Here is a 19008-nt window from a genome sequence, read left to right as displayed (position 1 = left end):
GTCTGGCCCTTTCGCTCGATCAGTGAAGCGAGACTTCGCGAAGGTCCAACCACATCATCGGGCTGGACTTGAAGCCGTGAACCCTGTGGCGGACCGCGTTCGCGTGATTGACGACATACGGTATGACGCTTGGCGGATTCACCACCGTAAGCTCTTGGAATTGCTTGTAAAGCGTCGTGCGTTCTTCTTCGGATGTCGCCGCGCGGGCCTTGTCGAGGACCTCGTCGATCTTGGGGTTCTTGTAGTTCCACAGGGTGGTGTTCCACGACCCTGCGGAGTTGAACCAGGGATAGACCGACGGGTCGACGGCCGGTCGGGAATAGAAGCCGTCGACATAGAACGCGGCCTTCCCTTCGATATCGCTGATGAATTTGTCCCATGGAACGGTCTGGATATCGACCTTGATGCCGATCGCCGCCAACATCTCGCGCGCCGCCAGGCCAAGGCGCTCCTTCGGCGGACGTCCGCTGGGGACGTAGAGGGTCGTATTGAAGCCGCTCGGGAAACCCGCTTCGCTCAGCAACTGCTTGGCCTTGGCGACATCGGCCTGCGGGAACGCGATATCCTTGTTGTAATAAGGGCTGGTCGGCGGGATCGGCGTCAGGGTCGGCGTTCCGCTGCCGAAAAGCGCGAATTCTACCATGGCCTTGCGATCGATGGCGGCATCGATGGCCTGACGGACCTTGACGTTGTCGAACGGAGCGATGGCGTTGTTCATGATCAGGCCATCCCAGCTCGAGGTAGCGACGCTGTCGATCGTCACATCGGGATTGTTGGCGAGCTGCTGGATGCCCTCAGGCGGAATATCCCACACGAGGTCGACTTCGCCCGTGGACACGGCGGAAACGCGAGCGGCGGATTCCGGCATGATGCGCAGATCCACGCCATCGAGCTTCGGTTCGCCCTTGATGAAATAGTTGGGGTTCTTGACGAGCTTTACATCTTCGCCCGGCTTGAATTCCTGGAACATGAACGGCCCCGTACCGTCTGGCTTCGCCGCGATCGTGTCCAGCTTGTCGCGGGGCACGATCTTGACCTGACGGTCGGCAAACAAGTCCGGGAACCCGGCATAGGGAATGGAAAGATCGAACTTGATCGTCAGCGGATCGACCACCGTAATGGTGTCGACGATCGTGAAATTCGCGCGGGCGACGGAACCGATCGCCTTGTCCTTGATGCGTTCGATCGTTGCCTTGACATCCTCCGCGTCCAGCGCGCGGCCGGAGTGAAACTTGACGTCCGGACGCAGCTTGAAGGTCCAGCTCTTCTGATCCTGGGTGGACGACCAGCTCTCGGCCAGGTCGGGAACGACCTTTCCGTCGGGGCCGATGCCGGTGAGGCCGGAATAGACCAGAAAGTCGACGACGTACTCGTCGCCGATCTTCGTCTTTGCCGGATCCAGCGTGTTAAGGTTCGACGAAAGCGCGACCTTGAGCACATCGTCCGCATGCGCAGACGCTGCAAAGCCGAATGCTGCTGCAGATATCACTGCGGATGAGACCAACCGCGAAATTGCAATCATTTCATTCCCCTTCGGATTGTTATTGAGGGCTAAGCGGAATCGGGCTTCTCCTTGGCCGTCTTTTTGCGGCTTTTGAACTTGGCTTCACGCGGCGGTTCTTCCCACCACTCACCAAGAGCTCGACGGTGTTCCTCCCGAACACGGACGGCAGCGGGAACTTTTGTTCCTTCGGCACCTGCCACGATTGCGATGAGCGTCTCCACGGCGGCAAATGCCGACGTCATCGCATCAAAGAACGCCGGACTATCGTGGTTGATGAGGATCACGGTGTCCGACACCCGTCCCACCGGCGATAGCGGGGAATTGGTAATGGAGATCACCTTCACGCCGCGCTCATGCGCGAAACGGGTGATCTCGACGGATTGTCTTGCCGCCGGCTCGAGGCTGATGACGAGAAGCGCGTCCTCGGGACCGCAATGCGTCATCGGGTCGGCGCCGATTCCCCCCGGACCATCCACCAGCACCGTCTTCGTGCTGAAATAGCCGTAGAGATAGGCGAAGTGATAGGCGGCGGAATAGGCCGTTCTCTGGCCCGCACTGTAGACGGTGCGGGCATTCATCAGGGTCTTTGCCGCCTCGTTGAGTGCCGCCCGCTGCGTCGGATCCATCAACTGACCGACATTGGCGCTCAGCCGCTCCACCATCTGAGGTGCGATATCGTCGCCGGTATGCTTGCGTTGCTCGACCAGGTGCTCGGCCCTGGAGCTGAAGGGCTCGATGGAATTGCGAACCGCCCCGACGAAGATCGACCGCAACTCTTCGAAACCGGCAAAACCAAGCTGCTTCGCCAGCCGCGTCATCGTGGCCGCCGGCACGCCGGCACGTCGGGACTGCTCGCGCATCGACAGAAGCGCGACCTCCTGCGGGTTGTTGAGGAGGAAGCGAGCCGCCACCTGCATCTGTCCAGGAAGCTTGCCGAAGTTCTCCCTTATCTGGTTGCTGACAACATCGATCTTCATGGCCTGACCGTAGGTCGTTTGATCGCTGGATGCAACACTTGTTTCATTATTATCACGATTCAATTCATTTGTTTTCTTCATGCCGTTACCCTCGGTCGGAAAACGGCACTGTTTCACGTTGAAACAAATGTTTCAACGCGGGCTTCCGGCATCAGGATTCGAGGGCGGCGGTGACGGCCGAGGCCAGGCGGTCGACGATGATATCGACCTCGCCGCGGGTAACGATGTAGGGCGGCGCGAGGAGAACATGATCGCCGGCCTTGCCGTCGGCCACGCCGCCGGTCGGATAGACCATCAGCCCGCGCTGCATGGCGTTCTTCTTGATCACCGCATGCAGCTTGCGCGAGGCCTGGAACGGCCTTTTGCTCTCGCGATCCTCGACGAGCTCAATGGCCTGGAAAAGTCCCCGCCCCCGGATATCGCCGACATTCGGATGCTGACCGAACCGCTCGTTGAGGCTTTCGGACAGGTAGCGGGCCACGGCGCGAACATTTTCCAGAAGGTTTTCGTCTTCGATGACCTTCTGGACTTCGAGCGCGGCGGCACAGGCGATCGCGTGCCCCAGATAGGTGTGACCGTGGGCAAAGCCGCCGTCGCTATTGATGGTATCGAAGATCTCCTGGGTGCAGATGGCCGCGCCGATCGGCTGATAGCCGGCGCCCATGCCCTTTGCGATGGTGACGATATCGGGAGAAATGCCTTCCTGCTCGAAAGCGAACAGGCTGCCGGTCCGGCCCATGCCGCTCATGACCTCGTCGAGGATAAGGAGGACACCGTACTGGTCGCAAATCTCGCGGATACGCTTGAAATAACCCTCGACCGGCGGCACGGCTCCGGCCGTCGCACCGACGACGGTCTCGGCGACGAAAGCAGCGACCGTTCCCGGCTCGCGTGCGAGAATTTCGCGCTCCAGCTCGTTTGCCACGCGCAGGCCGTAGTCGAGATCGGTCTCGTTGCCCTGCTTGCCGCGATAGGGATAGCAGGCCGCGATCTGCACCGACTTGAACAGCAGCGGTTCGAACGGCGCACGCCGCCAGGCATTTCCGCTGATCGCGACCGCGCCCAGCGTGGCGCCATGATAGCTTCGCTCGCGCGAAATGATGACGCCGCGCTTGGGCTCGCCCTTCGCCACGAAATACTGCCTCGCAAGCTTCAACGCCGTTTCGACGGCCTCGGACCCGCCGGACACATAATGCACCTTCGTCAGCGTTTCGGGCGTCCTGCGAACCAGGAATTCGGCAAGCTCTTCGGCCGGTTCGCTCGTAAAGAACGACGTGTGCGCAAACGCGAGTTTCTGGCCCTGGGTAATAATGGCATCCCGAACCCGGGCGTTCGAATGGCCCAGGCAGGAGACGGCAGCGCCCCCGGAGGCATCGAGATAGCGTTTCCCATCCTTGTCGATGATGAAAACCCCATCGCCCGCAACGGCGACGGGCGGCAGATTTCCGGGGAAACGATGAAATATATGGCTCATGGCGCCCTCCATTTCAGGGCATATGATCCATATGTTTCTATTTAGTCAATATATGATTCAAGTGAATCTTATGGCGGAACCGCAAATTACGCTCGACAGGGATGCGCTGAGCAGACAGTTCGCCAACGGGCACGGTAAGATTTCCCAGCTGCTTTGAAGAGGACGGGTGTGGTCGGGCTTACGAGGAGACAACTAACGCCGACGAAGAAACGACTTTGGTGGAACATGGCTGAGCGCGGCATTGATGTTTCGTTCCAGACTGTCGCGAAATGGGCCGCCAAGTTCGGTCAAGACTATGCCCGCACCATCCGGCGGCGGTCGCGGAGAAGATTTGCCGACAAGTGGCATCTCGACGAATTGGTCGTCTGTCAATCGGCCACTATCTCGATGTCGCCCGCACGGCCGAGGGAGCCGCTTCGATTTCATCTTCCTTGCCGATGCACTGGCCGTGCGGCACGGAAACCTCGCAGCGCTCAGCCGTTGGCCGCAATATATGGCCTATTTCGAGCCCACCACCCTGCTGTCGGCCATGGCGGCCGTCACGTGCCATATCGGCCTGGTCGGAACCGCGACGACGTCCTATAGCGAGCCCTGCAATATCGCCCGCCGCTATACCTCCCTCGACCACATCAGTAAGGGGCGGGCTAGCTGGAACGTGGTGACCTCATCGAACCAGAACGAGGCGCGTAAATTTTCCCGTCAGAGCCATTTCGACCACGACGAGCGTTATCGGCGGGCCGAGGAGTTCATCTCTGTGGTCAAAGGCCTGTGGGACAGTTGGGACGACGATGCATTCCTGCGGGACCGGCAGAGCGGGCAATATTTCGATCCGAGGAAACTGTTCCACTCGATCATATCGGCGATCTGTTTAGCGTCCGCGGACCGCTCAAAATTGCACGTTCGCCGCAGGAGCAACCTGTGATCGTCCAGGCGGGCGCCTCGCCGGCGGGCCTCGATTTTGCCGCCGCGCATGCCGAGTTGGTGTTCGCGATGCAAACCAGGATCGATCATGTCATCCCACTCCTGCAGGGACGCGGCTATGTTCGTAGCGATTACGGAGGTATCACCTTGAGAGACAATCTTGGCCTGGACCATCCCGCCAACCGCTATACTGCGACCGGGCTGCTCAGTCTTCGCGATACAAAGCCCCCCAACTCCATTCGACGCCATTGAGGGCATAGGTGGACAGCAGTTCAGATAGCATTGCTCTTGAAGGGAATCGAACCACCGGCAACGGATTCAAAAAGCAGTAGTCGGTCGGTCAACGCGGAAGAATTTTGGCGCGTTGAAGGTCTTCGAATATTTCGTCGAACATCTCTTCCGTATCCATGCAGTCGTGAAAACCGTGCTGGCGTGCCTTGATCGTTGAGACGATAGAATGATGCGGATAGGTGCGGCCATGTCGCAGCAGATAATCCATGAACTGCCAGGACGAGACCATCTGCTCGTAGCGATGCGGCACGAGGCTGTGCTTCAGAACGATACGGTCCCATATCGGGCCCTTGTCCGCCATGACCTCCGCGAGCGAAAACGGATGGTTGATCCCCGGCTCTACGCCGAAACGTCTGGCGAACGATGGCCACAACGTCGGCCAGGAGAAGCAATCGCCGTTGGCAATGTTGTAGATTTCCCCGCGGCAACGCTGTTCGCTTCCCGCCCATTTGATGGCCCGCCCCAAGAGCCGTGCGTCCACCGCTTCCTGCAGGCAAGCCGGTCCGCCCGGAAAACGCAGCGGCTGTTCGAGCTCCCGGCAAATTGAGGCATAGACGCCGAGCGCCGTTACGGCGTTCATCGGATTGCCGAGCGCGAAGCCGCAGACGATCTGCGGACGCAGTACCGTGACGCCAAATCCGTCGCGTTCGCCGCGGGCGCGGGCCAGATCCTCTTGCTCATAGTAGAAATTCGAAGCGATGAACCGCGGATCGCATTCCCTGGCCGGCATCCGATAGGACCCGTGATGAACGCCATAGGCCTTCGTCCCCTGCAGAAGCGTCAGATGTTCGAAGGGACCGACCGCATCGAGCAGTCGCTTCAGCATTGCCTCGTTGAGGCCGATCTGGTGCTGCGACGTCCAGCCGCTGACCAAGTCGGTCTCTTCCTGTAGGGCGGCATAGACGACATGGCTGAAGGGCCCGGCCGCGGCAACGCCGTCCCGCAAACCATCGCCGCCGAGCAGGTCGGCCTCCAGCCAGGCCGTCCGGCCGTCCATGGCCGGCCGCTTGCGCGACAGGCCCGTGACCTTCCAGCTTTCGTCCGCCGCATAGGTATCCAGCGCCGCGCGGCCGACGACACCGCTTGCGCCCACGATCAGAACTGAGCCTCCCTGCCGTTCCACCGTCTGTTCCTCCATTGTCCGTCTTTAGGTCTCGAAATTGCTCTTCGGTTGCGAGTTCAACAGGCGCTCCAATCGGCCGCAAGCGACTTTGAGCGTCTCCACCGAGGCCGGCGACCCGATGCAAAGGCGCACCGCATGCGGCATGGGCCGTCGCCCGACCACGAAACTGTGGGTCGGCGCAATCGTGATACCGTCGGCGGCAGCAGCGTCGATGAATTCTTCGGCACGCCATTGTTCGGGCAGCGGCAGCCACACATGCGGGCTGGCGATATCGGTGCGTGCCGTTCCCAGCAGCGGATAGGTGGCCAGCAGCGAAAGCCGTCGGATGTTTTCGGCCTGCTGCCAGCGGATCATGCCGTCGAGATGGCTGCCGTCGATCCAGCGGGCAATGATCTCCGCCGCCAAAAGTGTGGCAGAGCCCGTCGACATGCCGACGCCAGATTGGGTCTTGGCGACTTCGTTCAAGGGCGATACGAGGCAGCCCACTTTGATGCCGGGGCCGGCGATGCGCCCGAGGCTAGTAATGAAATGCGTGCGCTCCGGCGCCAGCGCATAGATCGGCGGAAGCGGGTCGGTCATCGTGGTGCCGTAGATGTCGCTTTCCACGATCGGCAGGTCGTAACGGCGGCCGATTTCGGCGATCGCTTCGCGCCGCGCCAGCGGCAGCGTCGCATTGGTCGGGTTCTGCGCTCTCGTCGTGACGTAGATGGCGGCGATCGTCTGGTTGCGGCACAACAAGTCGAGCGATTCCGGGATCATTCCCTCCTCATCCATATCCACCCCGACAAGCTTGCGATCGAGATAGCTGGCGACCGATTTCATCTTCGGGTCGGTGAATTCTTCGGTCGCGATTGTCTCGCCGGCATGCGTCAGGGTCGAGAGTGCGGCCATGGTCGCGTGCTGGCCGCCATTGGTGATGATCACCTGGGCCGCCGACGCCAATACACCCGAACGCTGCAGCCAGCTCACCATCGACTGGCGATGGCCGGGCTGCCCCGCCGCAGGAGAGGAGCCGAGGATCTGCTGCGGATGATGTTCGGCGATGATCGCCTTCATCGTGTCCGCTAGGATCGAGTCGAGATCGGGAACCGGAACCCGATAGACGGAGAGATCGATTGTTTCAGCTGAAATATTGTCTGAGATATCGCTGGAAGGCCCACGCCCACCGGCAATAAAGGTGCCACGCCCCACGTGGCTCTCGACAAAACCCTGCTTCTCCAGTTGCGTGTATGCGCGACCGACCGTGGCGATCGCGACGCCAAGCTGGTGCGCGAGTTCGCGTTGTGGCGGCAGCCGCTCTCCGGCAACGAGGATACGGCGCGCAATTCCATCGACGATCGTGGCAACGATGGAGGCATAGCCGGGCTTATCGCCGAATTGTATCATATTGATCGTCATTTAAGTATGGCAATATTTTGATTGTCATAGTTCATTAACATGCATAGTCTCCTGACGAAAGCTGAATTTGCCCGTCGCCAGAGATTGGAGGCTCAGGCGGACGGAACGGGGAATTCAGCCGATGAGGACCATGTGATCTGGGAGGACACACCGTTATGCATCGCATTTTCAAACGATCCGAAGTCGCCGAACGCGATCTCGACACGCTTTCCAGCATCGATACCCGGGGCCTGATTTCGCGGCGCGAGCTTATGCGCCGCTCGGCCCTCTTCGGGGCGGCCGCGACGCTGTCCACCTTCGGCGGCGTGCTGTCGGCAGCGGCCGCTGGCGGCTCCGGTAAGGTGACGGTCGGCCTCGACAGCGGCGCCTTCACGCCGATCCTCAAGACCTTCGCGCCGGAATTCAAGGCGGCGACGGGCATCGAGGTCGATTTCGCGTCCTACCCGCTTGGCAACATGTACGACCAGAACCTGCTTGCCCTGCGCCAGGGTACGGCTCGCTTCGATGTCTTCGATTTCTGGCCGAATTTCGTGGGCGACTTCGGCCCGTTCCTCACCCCGCTGGCGGATGTCGGCTCGCTGGACAAGCTGAATTTCTCCGACATCGCTAAGCCGTTCCAGCAGTTGAACATCTATGAGAACAAGGTCGTCGGCGTCATGATCGACGGCGATATGTTCATCAACACCTACCGTACCGACCTGTTCGAGAACGATCAGGAAATGACGGCCTTCAAGGCGAAGTATGGCTACGACCTCAGCGCCCCGAAGACCTACAAGCAATATCGCGACACTTCCGAATTCTTCACGCGGCCGGACAAAAACCTTTATGGCAGCGTAGAGGTCACCAGCTTCTTCGTCTACGCTTTCTTCATCAATCACCTCGTGCAGTTGCAAGCCGAAAAGGGCATGCGCTACGGCGAACTTTTCGACGAGAAGATGAAGCCGCTCATCAGCAACGATGTCGTAGAGGAAGCGGTCGATCGCTACAAGGAAATGACCGCCTTCATGCCGAAGGACCTGGCTGCAGCCATGCCCTGGGACGTCGGCCGCCAGATCTTCTTCGAAGGCAAGGTCGCCCAGGCGAACTGGTGGACCGACATGCCGAAGGGTGCCGCGGAAGGCAAGATTTCCAAGGTTGCCGGCAAAATCAAATGCGCCCACAGCTATGGTGACGTGACGATCCTGCCCTATGGACGCGCGGTCGGCATCGCCGGCAACTCAAAAAACAAGGAAGGCGCATTCTCGGTCATCGCCTGGCTGCAGCAGTCCAAGAACGCCAATCGCTGGGTGGCGGAAACCTTCGAGCAATCGCTGATGGATCCGTGGCGCAACAGCATGTTCGACGATGCCAAGACGACCTTCCCGCTGCAAGCGGAATCCGGTTTCGCGGACAATTTCGCCAGCATCAGCAAGGCGCAGCTGGCCAGTCCCAAGACATATCTGGACATATCGATCCCCGGCACCAACCGCTACCTCGCCTCCATCATGCAGCACATCCCGCAAGCTGTCACCGGCCAGGTATCGACGAAGGATGCGCTGCAAGCGATTACCGGCGAATTCGAGGAAACGACTGAAACCTACGGCCGCGACCGGCAGATCGCGCACTACGACGAATACCGTCAACGGATGATCAAGCAGGGCTACTGGTCCTGATCCTCCCGGCCCGCCGCCATCCGATTTGATGGCGGCGGGTGCCGAGGCCACGCGATGGGCGCCGAGCCGGTCGCGGCATTTTCAATCGAAATGTGGATGAACCGATGAGCACGATATCTGTCCATGGGACAGCCTCGCCTTCCCTCAAGGCGGCCAGAGGCGATGCCGCCAGGGAAAGGCGCGGGACGTTTCTCCTGCTGGGGCCTGCGCTTGTCTTTCTGACGCTTCTGTCGATCTGGCCCTTCGCCTACCTGATCTATGCGTCCTTCACCTCGTATCAGCTTGCCATCCCCATTCCGATCGAATGGGTCGGCATCGACAATTTCACCAAGACTCTGTCGAACCCGCGCTTCTGGAGCAGCCTGTCGATCACCCTGGTCTTCGCACTGATCGCCGTGCCGCTGCAGATCGCGATTGGGCTGGCGCTGGCGCTGCTGCTGAACGGGGTGGTGCGCGGGCGCGAGATCTATGCCTCGCTGTTTCTCATCCCCATGATGGTGGCGCCGATCATCGTCGGCTTTTCCTGGAATCTCTTCCTCAATCCGATCTACGGGCCGCTGAACAGCTTCCTGAAGAGCTTCGGCTTCGATCCGCCGGCCTGGGCGCAATCGTCGAGCTGGGCGCTGCCGACCCTTGTGCTGGTCGATACCTGGCAGTGGACGCCCTTCGTCATGGTGGTGCTGTTGGCCGGCCTCAATTCGATCCCCCGCCGCGTCTACGAGGCGGCGCGCGTGGACGGTTCGAATGCCTGGCAGACCTTTGCGCACATCGTTCTGCCGATGCTGTTTCCCTACATTACGGTGGCCCTGGTGCTGCGCTTCATCGACAGCTTCCGGGTTTTCGACATCATCTACATCCTGACACGCGGCGGACCGGGTACGGTGACCCAGAACCTCGCCTACTACACCTACGACATGGGTTTCGGGCGCTTTGAATTCGGCACAGCCGGTGCGCTGAGCATCGTTCAGCTGGTGCTGCTGACCGCCGGCACGATGACGATCCTCGGTTTCGCAAAGAGGCGCGACAAGGCGCCGGCCCCCGCCAAGCCGCTGCGGCCGACCGTGATCGGACAGAGCCAGTCGGCGCCGCAAGGGAGGGTGAAGTGACCCAAGTCGTATCTCCCGACACATCAAACGCCATGCCTCCCGCCGAACACGAGCCGCTTTCGGTCCGCGCCCTGCCCGTCATCAAGCATGCGATCCTCATCGTGCTGCTGGTGCTTTTCCTGATGCCGCTGGTCTGGCTGCTGATCACGGCCTTCAAGCCCTATTCGGAGCTGTTCGTCAGCCCGCCTTCCATTCTTCCGAAGGCACCCACGCTGGTGAACTTCGCCGACGGCTGGGCGATCGGCGGCGGCAAGGGCATCGGCGACAGCCTGATCGTCTCGACGATCTCGACCGTTCTGTGCCTGTTGCTCGGCTATCCCGCCGCCCATGCCCTGGCGCGCCATTTTCCGCCGCACGGACAGCTCAGCTTCACCATCCTGTCCTTGCGGATGATGCCGCCCATCGTCCCGGTCATCGGCTTCTATCTGATGTTCCAGGAACTGTCGCTGTTCGACACCTATACCGGACTGATCATCGTCTACACCTTCATGAACCTGCCGCTGGTCATCTGGCTGCTGGCGGAATTCATCCGCCAGATCCCAAAGACCTACGAGGAGGCCGCGCGCATTGACGGGGCTCCCTGGTATCGGCTGTTCCTCGACGTGCTGCTGCCGCTGTCGGCTCCGGCGATCCTGACCGCCGGCATCCTGGCGATGATCTTCGCCTGGAACGAGTTCCTCTTCGCGCTTGTCCTGACCGGCGAGAACGTCATCACCCTGCCGAAGGCGCTTGCCAGCTTCTTCCTCTTCCAGCAGCCGAACTGGGGCCAGCTTGGCGCCATCGGCATTGTCGCGATCGCGCCGCTCCTGGTGGTTTCCTACTACATGCAGCGCTTTCTCATCCGCAGTTTTTCCGCCGGCAACGGCGGTCGATAAGGAGACCGGACATGGCCTCAGTGACCCTTTCAGGCATCAACAAGTGGTATGGCGGCGCCGTACATGCCGTCCAGGACATTTCGTTCAAGATCGAGGACGGCGAGTTCTTCGGACTGCTCGGCCCTTCCGGATCCGGCAAGACCTCGGTGCTGCGCATGCTGGCCGGGTTGGAGCGCCCGACCTCAGGCACGATCGCCTTCGATGGCCGGTCCGTCGAAGCCGAAACCCCGCAGGCCCGCAACGTGGCGATGGTGTTTGAGCAGAACGCGCTCTATCCGCACATGACCGCACGGCAGAATATCAGCTATCCCCTGAAGATCAGGGGTACCGCCAAGCCGGAGATCGAGGCCAAGGTGGCCGAGGTCGCCTCGCTTTTGAACATCGGCCATGTGATCGACCGGCGCGCCTCGCAGATGTCGGGCGGCCAGCAGCAGCGCGTGGCGATCGCCCGCGCCCTGGTTCGTCGGCCGAACCTGCTCTGCCTTGACGAGCCGATCGCCCATCTTGATACGCTGCTGCGCGCTCGCCTGCGCGGCGAACTGAAGCGCCTCCAGCGTTCGCTCGGAACCACATCGGTCATCGTGACCCATGATCCGATCGAGGCGATGACCATGACCGACCGCATCGCCCTGATGCGCGACGGCGTGATGCAGCAGGTGGGTACCGCCGACGACATCTTCATGCGTCCGGTCAATGCCTTCGTCGCGCAGTTTTTCGGCCTGCATTCGATGAACGTCATCACCGTCAGCGACATCGTTGAGACGCCCGAACTGGTCGGCCAGTGCGGCACCCAGAAGGTCGCCCTGCCCGGCTGCGTCAAGCCGCATGTCGGCGCCAAGAGCCGGAAGCTGCAGCTTGGCAGCCGACCGAGCAGCGTTTCCGTCTACAGGCAGGGCGAGGCGCCGCGAAGCGGAGATACCGTGGTGATTTCAGGCCGGGTCTACGTCGCCGAACAGTTGGGTGACGCCATTCTGGTCACCGTGCAGGCCGGCGATGCCACGCTCCAGGCGATGACACTGCCGACGGATCGCTTCGGCCTCGACGAACCCGTCGATCTCGTTATCCGCGAAGACGCCCTCTACGTCTTCGACGGCGAGGATCAGCGCACCCTGCGCTTCGCATCCGGCCAGTCCGCTCCGCGGATCGACCGCCTGGCCTCATACGCCTGAAGGAACGGTGATGCGCTATGTTCTCGGCATAGACAAGGGTACCTCGGTCATCAAGGCGGTCGTCTTCGATGAAACCGGCCGGGCCTGTGGTATCGGCCAGCGGCGCATGCAGGTGCTTCAGCCGCGTCAGGGCTGGCACGAGGAAGATCCCGAGGCGACCTGGGCTGCGTGCGTCGCTGTCATCAGGGAAGCGCTTGCCTCGGCAAACGTGCCCGCGACCCACATAGCGGCAATCGGTATTGCCGGCCACATGGGAGGTGCCTGGCTGATCGACGGCACGGGCCGCCCGGTGCGCAACGCCATCTGCTGGCCGGACAGCCGCGCGCAGGCCGACCAGCTGGCGCTGGAAGAGGCCAGCAGACTGAACGAGATCTTCGAGATTTCGGGAAACGGCCTGATGCCCGGCATCACCACGATGATCCTCGGCTGGCTGTCGCGACACGAGCCGCAAGCCCTTGAGCGCACCCGCGCCATCCTCTGCGCCAAGGACTATCTGCGCTACAGGTTGACGGGCGCCGTCGCCACCGATCCCTCGGATGTCTCCTTCGTCCCCGGCGACATCGACGAGCGAAGGCATTCAGCGCGGGTTCTCGAACTGTGCGGTGCGCTGGAGTGGACGGCGAAGATGCCCGATATCCGCGATTCCGGCGCCATATCCGGCTCGGTCACGGCGCAGGCGGCACTGGAGACAGGCCTCGTCGAGGGGGCGCCGGTCGTCACCGGCCTGGGCGATGCCTGCGCCAACGCGATCGGCGTCGGCGCAGTCAGGCCGGGCGCGGCGTTGACGATCCTCGGCACGAGTTGCCTCAACAGCCAGGTCCTGGCGGGGGCGGACCGCGCGCCGGCCGGGCTCGGCTTTCTCTTCTCCATGCCGCTTGAGCGCTACCTGCGCATTCTGCCCAACACATCGGGTACCATCGCCTTCGACTGGTTCCTCGAGCGTTTCGGCGCTCCTGAAACCGTTGACGGCGCGACCGATTTCGCCGCTCTCGAAAAGGCCGCCGCCGCCATCCCGCGTGGCGCCGGCGGTGTGGTCCTGATTCCCTACGTCAACGGCAGCGGCGTCCTCGCGCCGTTTTTCGACACGCTGGCGCGGGGCAGCTTCTTCGGCGTCGGCAGCCACACGACGCGCGACCATCTGCTTCGCGCGGTCTACGAATCCCTCTGCTTCGCCACCCGAGACTGCTTCGAGGCGATGAGCACCGCCCCGACCTCGCTAGTGCTGACTGGCGGTGGATCGAAGAGCGGTTTCTGGGCACAGATGTTCGCCGATGTCTGCCGATTGCCGATCGAGATCGCCGCCGTCGAAGAATCGGGCGCGCTCGGCGTCGCCCTTCTCGCCGGCGTGGCGGTCGGCATCTGGAGCGATATCGAGCAGGCCGTCAGCCACACGGTGCGCATCGCCGCGCGCTTCGAGCCGAACCGTCATGCCGCCGACGAATACGACGGATGGTTCGATCTCTACAGACGCGCGCGTGATGTCTATCGCACCTATTCCGCCGCCCGCTCCCGGCTCGTCTCCGAAGCGGAGGTGGCGGCATGAGATACGTGCTCGGCATCGACAAGGGGACGACTTCCACCAAGGCTGCGGTCTTCGATGCGGCGGACGGCCGCGTCCTGGCGACCGCGCGGCGGCAGACGAAGAGCTTTCGCCCTCATGCCGACTGGCATGAGGAGGACATGAACGCCACCTATGAAGGCGTGGCGACGGCGGTGCGCGAGGCAATCGCGATCGCCGGCGTAAACGCGCGCGACATTGCCTGCGTCGGCGTCAGCGGCCATATGGGCGGGCTTTGGGCGCTCGACCGAAACGGCGAGCCGGCCGGCCCGGCGATTGCCTGGCCGGATGCGCGTGCCTCAGCCATGCTGGGCCGCTGGACGCTCGATGGCCGCGTCGATCGCCTGTTTGAAATCTCGGGAAACGCTCCGATCCCCGGCCTTCCGCTCGTCTTGCTGGCCTGGCTGAAGATCCACGACCCTGACTTCTACGGCCGTATCGCCACCGTCTTCTGCGCCAAGGACTACATCAACTATCGCCTGACAGGCATCGTCGCCACCGACGAGTCCGATCTGTCCTTCTTCCCCTGTGACATCCGCGGGCGCCTGCCCTCCCCCGAACTCTTCGAACTTGCCGGCATTTCGGAGATGCATGACCGGCTGGCTCCCGTCCTGAGGATCGGCGACATCGTCGGACACGTCACGGCGAAGGCCGCCGAGGAAACCGGTCTTGCGCAGGGAACGCCTGTCGTCACCGGCGCGGGAGACGCGGTGGCGGCGGCGATCGGCGTGGGTGCGCTCGACAGCGGCCAGGCCGTGACGGTCATCGGCACCAGCTTCATGAACAATCTCACCGTCTCCGAGCCGCTGTTCGAGCCGGCCGGCGTCGGCTTCCTGTTCCTGATGCCGCAGGGGCGCTGGCAACGGCTGATGTCCAACACCGGCGGCGGCTCGCTCTGCCTCGACTGGATCGTGTCAGCCTTTGGCGCCAAGGCCTTCGCCTCCATCGAAGACATCTTCGAATGCATCGAGCGCGAGGCGAGAGCCGTTCCGCCGCTCGGCAACGGGCTAATCATCCACCCCTACTTCAACACATCGGGAATGACCGCGCCGCGCCACGAGCCCCTGGCACGGGGGTCGATCTTCGGTCTCGACATGGCGACATCGCCGATGGCGCTGATCCGGGCTGTCATGGAAGCGGTCGCCTTTTCGATGGTCGATTGCTACGGGGCACTCGACGCTCCGGTCGATGAAATCCTGATCACCGGCGGCGGCGCCCGGTCGCCGCTGTGGCGGGAGATCTGTGCGGCGGCAATGAACCGATCCCTCAGGATCCCGGAAGTCGAGGAAACCGGCGCTCTGGGCGTCGCCCTTCTGGGCGCGGCGGCGGCAGGCCTCTATCCCGACCTTCAGCAGGCGGCCCGCGCCATGGTCCGCATTGCCGGAACGGTCGAGCCCGATCGGCATCTGGCAGCCCGATATGCACAGGCATATCCGCTGTTTCGGGATCTCGGACGAGACCTGGCGCCCCTTTGGAAATTTCGCGCCGCGCTTGTGGAACGCAGCAACAGCAGGAAAGAGACGCCATGATGCCCAGGAAACATGTTCTTTTCGATCTGGACGGTACGCTCGTCGATACGAGAGCGGCGGTGGTGGAATGCTACAGCAGGGTTTTCCGCGAAAAACTTGACAGCGTTTTTCCGCCCGAGGCGTTTCCGACGTCCGAGCTGTTCGCGATGCGGCCTCCGGAAGTCTTCCAGATCGTCGCGCCGGACCGCATCGATGAGCTTCACGCCGCCTACCGGGATACCTATCCGCATTGCGCCCATCTGGTGAAGGTATTTCCCGGCGTGTGCGACATGGTCAACGCGCTGGCCGAAAGCGGCCGCAGTCCGAGCGTCGTGACCAACAAGGGATTGGCGCGCACGCTGATCGACCTCGGCGTGGCCGGCATCGCTCCGGAAACCTTTGCCGCGATCGTTACCGCCGAGGACACGATCGACCGCAAGCCGCACCCCGCGCCGATCCTTCTCGGTCTCGAGCGGGCGGGCGCTGACGCCGCCGAGGCAATCTATGTCGGCGACGGACCGCAGGACATCCTTGCGGCGCGCGCCGCGGGAATGCCTGTCATAGCTGTGACGTATGGCTTCTACGATCGCGAGCGGCTGGCGGGGCATGCGCCCGACGTTATAGCCGACAGCGTGGCCGAGCTTTGCGATGCGCTGGGTCTTTCCCAGGCTCTGGAGGCCGAACGATGAGGCCTTTCGTCGAACTTGCCGATGGTCTCGGCTTTCCCGAAGGCCCGGTGCTGATGCCGGATGGCAGCATCGTTGTCGGGGAGATCGCCGCCGGCTGCCTCACCAGTATCGCGCCCGATGGCCGCAAGACAAGGGTCGCCGACACCGGTGGTGGTCCGAACGGCCTGGCACGCGGACCGGACGGCGCGCTATACGTCTGCAACAATGGGGGCTTTTCCTGGGGCCGTAGCGACACCGGACTGCGGCCTCTGGCCAAGGCCGACGACAACACAGGCGGCAGCATCCAGCGGGTGCATCCCGAGACCGGCAAGGTGGAGCTGCTTTACGATCGCTGCGGCGATGTTGCCCTGTCGGCGCCGAACGACATCGTCTTCGATGGTTCGGGCGGCTTCTATTTCACCGATCATGGCCACCGCCAGGGGCGCAAGGTGGATTTTGGCGCGGTCTATTATGCCATAGCGGACGGAAGCCGGATCACCGAGGTCGCCTACCCTCTCCTCGGGCCAAACGGCATCGGGCTCTCCCCCGATGGCAAGATGCTCTACGTGGCGGAAACTTCGTCCGGTCGGCTCTGGTCCTGGCGGGTCGAGGCGCCGGGGGTGTTGGCAAAGGCCGACTGGCCGTCGCCGACGGGCGGAGATCTTGCCGCCGGACTGCCCGGTTTCCAACGCTATGACTCGCTGGCCGTCGAGGCCGGCGGAAACATCTGCATCGCCACGCTTCGCTTCGGCGGCATCGTCATCGTCTCGCCGCAGGGCGAGGAAGTCGAGCGCGTGAGGACGCCCGATCCCTACACCACCAATCTATGCTTCGGCGGCACCGACATGAAGACTGCCTTCGTCACCCTGTCCGGCTCGGGCCGGCTTGTCTCCATGGATTGGACACGCCCCGGCCTGGCCGTCTGAGGCGTACCGCAACATGCAAAGAGGACTTCGATCATGAGCATATTGAACCACCCCTCGGCGGACGTCGACCTGCCCGCCCTCAAGGGCCGCGCGCTCAACCTGCGGCGCAAGATGATGGGTATGGCGACCGGCAAGGGCGAAGGCTATATCGCCCAGGGCCTCGGCGTCGCCGATTGCCTGGCGAGCCTCTACTTCCACGAAATGCGATACGATCCGCAAAATCCGGAATGGCCGCAGCGCGACCGGTTCGTGCTGTCCACCGGTCACTACTCCATCGCCATGTACGCGGTGCTGGCCGAAGCCGGGATCATTTCGGCCGACGAATTGCCGACCTATGGACTGAACGGCTCGCGCCTGCCGATGAGCACCTTCGACGAGACGCCGGGTGTCGAAATGGTCGGCGGTTCGCTCGGCCATGGCCTCGGCCAGGCGGTCGGCATGGCCATGGGCCTGCGCCTCGACGGATCGTCGGCCCGCGTCTTCTGCGAGTTTTCGGACGGTGAGCTGCAGGAAGGCTCGACATGGGAGGCGGCCATGGGAGCCGCGACCTTCAAATGCGACAACCTCGTCGCCCTCATCGACTGCAACGGCATCCAGGCCGATGGTCCGGTCATCGTGCGGATCGAGCCGGTTGCCGACAAGATGACCGCCTTTGGCTGGGAGACGATCGAAGTCAACGGCAACAGCATGGAGGAACTCGTCGATGCGCTTGCCGCCTCGCGTGCCGCGAACGGCAAGCCGAAGGCGATCGTCATGCGCACCACTCCGGGCTTCGGCGTGCCGACCATCATGGCACGGGACCGGGCGCATTTCGTGCGCATCGACAATTCGGAATGGACTGCCCTGACGCAAGAACTGGAGGCCAATCATGGCTGATACGCAGACCCTGCCCGGCGGCCGCACGCGCGGCATGGGCGAAATCGTCGATGTCGCCGGCAAGGTGACGGAGATCGCCCCCTTCGGCAATACGCTCGCCGAACTGGCCCGCGAACGGCCGGAGATCGTCGGCCTGACCGCCGACATGGGCCGCTACAGCGACATCCTCCCCTTCCGCGACGCCCATCCGACCCGCTTCTTCAATGTCGGCATGGCGGAGCAGAACCTGATCATGACCGCCGCCGGGCTCTCCAAGACCGGCAAGATCGCCTATTGCACAACCTATTCGGTGTTCATCACCCGCCGTGCCTACGACTTCGTGGCACTCGCCTGCGCGCACTCTAAAGCCAACGTCAAGATCTTTGCCGGGATGCCCGGCCTGGTGAACGGCTATGGCGCGACTCATCAGGCAACCGAGGATCTCAACATGATGCGCGGCATCGCCGATCTGACGATCATCGATCCCTGCGACGCGACCGAGTTGAAACAGGTGGTGCGCGCCGTCGCCGATATCCCGGGAACGGTCTATGTCCGCAACCTGCGCGGCAAGGTGCCGGTCGAGCTTGGTCCAGACTATCGTTTCGAGGTGGGCAAGGCCAAGGCGCTGCGCCCGGGCCGTGACGTCGGCATCATCTCGACGGGCTACATGACGGCGCGCGCGCTGGACGCCGCGAAGGCGGCCCAGGATAAGGGCATCGACGCCGGCGTTCTGCATGTGGGGACGATCAAGCCCTTCGATGCGGCAGGCGTGCTGGAATTTGCCGCCCGCTTCGATCGCGTGATCGTCGCCGAAAACCACAAGACATCAGGCGGCCTCGCCTCGCTGATGGTCGAGGCGCTCTACGAGGCCGGCATCGTCAAGCCGATGATCAAGATCGGACTGGCGGACAGCTTCTTCGAATGCGGATCGCAGGAATACCTGGAGTCCAAATACGACGTCGATCTTCCGCGCTTCGTCCGCGCCATCGTCGACGGCCAATAG

General features: G+C 62.6%; 17 protein-coding genes and 1 pseudogene. 13 read left to right on the top strand and 5 right to left on the bottom strand.

All coding sequences use genetic code 11. From position 1 onward, the window contains the following. Positions 1 to 19: 19 nt before the first annotated feature. The 3 genes from GR212_RS29310 to GR212_RS29300 form a co-directional block, all read right to left on the bottom strand. The gene (locus GR212_RS29310) at positions 20 to 1522 is read right to left on the bottom strand and encodes an ABC transporter substrate-binding protein (RefSeq protein ID WP_163992183.1); all 1503 of its coding nucleotides are present in this window, start codon (positions 1520 to 1522) and stop codon (positions 20 to 22) included. A 29-nt stretch (positions 1523 to 1551) separates the two neighbouring features. Further along, positions 1552 to 2481: a MurR/RpiR family transcriptional regulator gene (locus GR212_RS29305; protein WP_163992181.1), complete on the bottom strand. Its 930-nt coding sequence runs from the start codon at positions 2479 to 2481 to the stop codon at positions 1552 to 1554. A gap of 151 nt (positions 2482 to 2632) precedes the next feature. Beyond that, entirely contained in the window at positions 2633 to 3955 is a 1323-nt protein-coding gene (locus tag GR212_RS29300) for an aspartate aminotransferase family protein (protein ID WP_163992179.1), read from the bottom strand. A 225-nt stretch (positions 3956 to 4180) separates the two neighbouring features. Between GR212_RS29300 and GR212_RS37300 the strand changes: the two are divergent. From GR212_RS37300 to GR212_RS36980, 3 genes and pseudogenes are all read left to right on the top strand, one after another. Continuing rightward, positions 4181 to 4321: pseudogene (locus GR212_RS37300) on the top strand (IS6 family transposase); the annotation flags it as partial. An 82-nt stretch (positions 4322 to 4403) separates the two neighbouring features. Continuing rightward, positions 4404 to 4877 (top strand): LLM class flavin-dependent oxidoreductase, encoded by a 474-nt coding sequence (locus GR212_RS29295; RefSeq protein ID WP_432444418.1) that lies wholly within the window; start codon positions 4404 to 4406, stop codon positions 4875 to 4877. Beyond that, positions 4874 to 5128, top strand: coding sequence for a hypothetical protein (locus tag GR212_RS36980; protein WP_204326814.1), 255 nt, complete (start codon positions 4874 to 4876; stop codon positions 5126 to 5128). Before GR212_RS29295 ends, GR212_RS36980 begins: the two co-directional genes overlap by 4 nt. Before the next feature lie 88 nt (positions 5129 to 5216). On the opposite strand, the gene GR212_RS29290 is transcribed toward GR212_RS36980, so the two are convergent. After that, positions 5217 to 6290, bottom strand: coding sequence for an SDR family oxidoreductase (locus tag GR212_RS29290; RefSeq protein ID WP_163992177.1), 1074 nt, complete (start codon positions 6288 to 6290; stop codon positions 5217 to 5219). A gap of 24 nt (positions 6291 to 6314) precedes the next feature. Beyond that, positions 6315 to 7688: a PLP-dependent aminotransferase family protein gene (locus GR212_RS29285; RefSeq protein ID WP_163992175.1), complete on the bottom strand. Its 1374-nt coding sequence runs from the start codon at positions 7686 to 7688 to the stop codon at positions 6315 to 6317. A 155-nt stretch (positions 7689 to 7843) separates the two neighbouring features. Between GR212_RS29285 and GR212_RS29280 the strand changes: the two genes are divergently transcribed. The 10 genes from GR212_RS29280 (at position 7844) to GR212_RS29235 (ending at position 19008) form a co-directional block, all read left to right on the top strand. Further along, on the top strand, positions 7844 to 9340 hold the full coding sequence (locus GR212_RS29280) for an ABC transporter substrate-binding protein (RefSeq protein WP_163992173.1): 1497 nt from the start codon (positions 7844 to 7846) through the stop codon (positions 9338 to 9340). Positions 9341 to 9444: 104 nt separating this feature from the next. Further along, positions 9445 to 10446 carry a carbohydrate ABC transporter permease gene (locus GR212_RS29275; RefSeq protein ID WP_163992171.1) on the top strand — a complete coding sequence of 334 codons (1002 nt, stop codon included), beginning with the start codon at positions 9445 to 9447 and terminating at the stop codon, positions 10444 to 10446. Further along, complete coding sequence (locus GR212_RS29270) at positions 10443 to 11321, top strand: ABC transporter permease subunit (protein ID WP_163992169.1); 879 nt, start codon at positions 10443 to 10445, stop codon at positions 11319 to 11321. The genes GR212_RS29275 and GR212_RS29270 overlap by 4 nt, the downstream gene beginning before the upstream one ends. Before the next feature lie 11 nt (positions 11322 to 11332). Next, positions 11333 to 12490 (top strand): ABC transporter ATP-binding protein, encoded by a 1158-nt coding sequence (locus GR212_RS29265; RefSeq protein WP_163992167.1) that lies wholly within the window; start codon positions 11333 to 11335, stop codon positions 12488 to 12490. A 10-nt stretch (positions 12491 to 12500) separates the two neighbouring features. After that, entirely contained in the window at positions 12501 to 14033 is a 1533-nt protein-coding gene (locus GR212_RS29260; RefSeq protein ID WP_163992165.1) for an FGGY-family carbohydrate kinase, read from the top strand. Continuing rightward, positions 14030 to 15577: an FGGY-family carbohydrate kinase gene (locus GR212_RS29255; protein WP_163992163.1), complete on the top strand. Its 1548-nt coding sequence runs from the start codon at positions 14030 to 14032 to the stop codon at positions 15575 to 15577. The genes GR212_RS29260 and GR212_RS29255 overlap by 4 nt, the downstream gene beginning before the upstream one ends. Further along, positions 15574 to 16245 carry an HAD family hydrolase gene (locus GR212_RS29250; RefSeq protein WP_163992162.1) on the top strand — a complete coding sequence of 224 codons (672 nt, stop codon included), beginning with the start codon at positions 15574 to 15576 and terminating at the stop codon, positions 16243 to 16245. Before GR212_RS29255 ends, GR212_RS29250 begins: the two co-directional genes overlap by 4 nt. After that, on the top strand, positions 16242 to 17150 hold the full coding sequence (locus GR212_RS29245; protein WP_163992160.1) for an SMP-30/gluconolactonase/LRE family protein: 909 nt from the start codon (positions 16242 to 16244) through the stop codon (positions 17148 to 17150). The genes GR212_RS29250 and GR212_RS29245 overlap by 4 nt, the downstream gene beginning before the upstream one ends. Positions 17151 to 17183: 33 nt before the next feature. Then, entirely contained in the window at positions 17184 to 18026 is an 843-nt protein-coding gene (locus GR212_RS29240; RefSeq protein ID WP_163992158.1) for a transketolase, read from the top strand. Next, a complete protein-coding gene (locus GR212_RS29235; protein ID WP_163992156.1) occupies positions 18019 to 19008 on the top strand; it encodes a transketolase family protein in 990 nt (329 codons plus the stop codon). Before GR212_RS29240 ends, GR212_RS29235 begins: the two co-directional genes overlap by 8 nt.

It is taken from the genome of Martinezella lusitana, from assembly GCF_010668395.1.
GTDB lineage: Bacteria > Pseudomonadota > Alphaproteobacteria > Rhizobiales > Rhizobiaceae > Rhizobium > Rhizobium lusitanum_A.
This window is presented reverse-complemented; position numbering and strand designations above follow the sequence as displayed.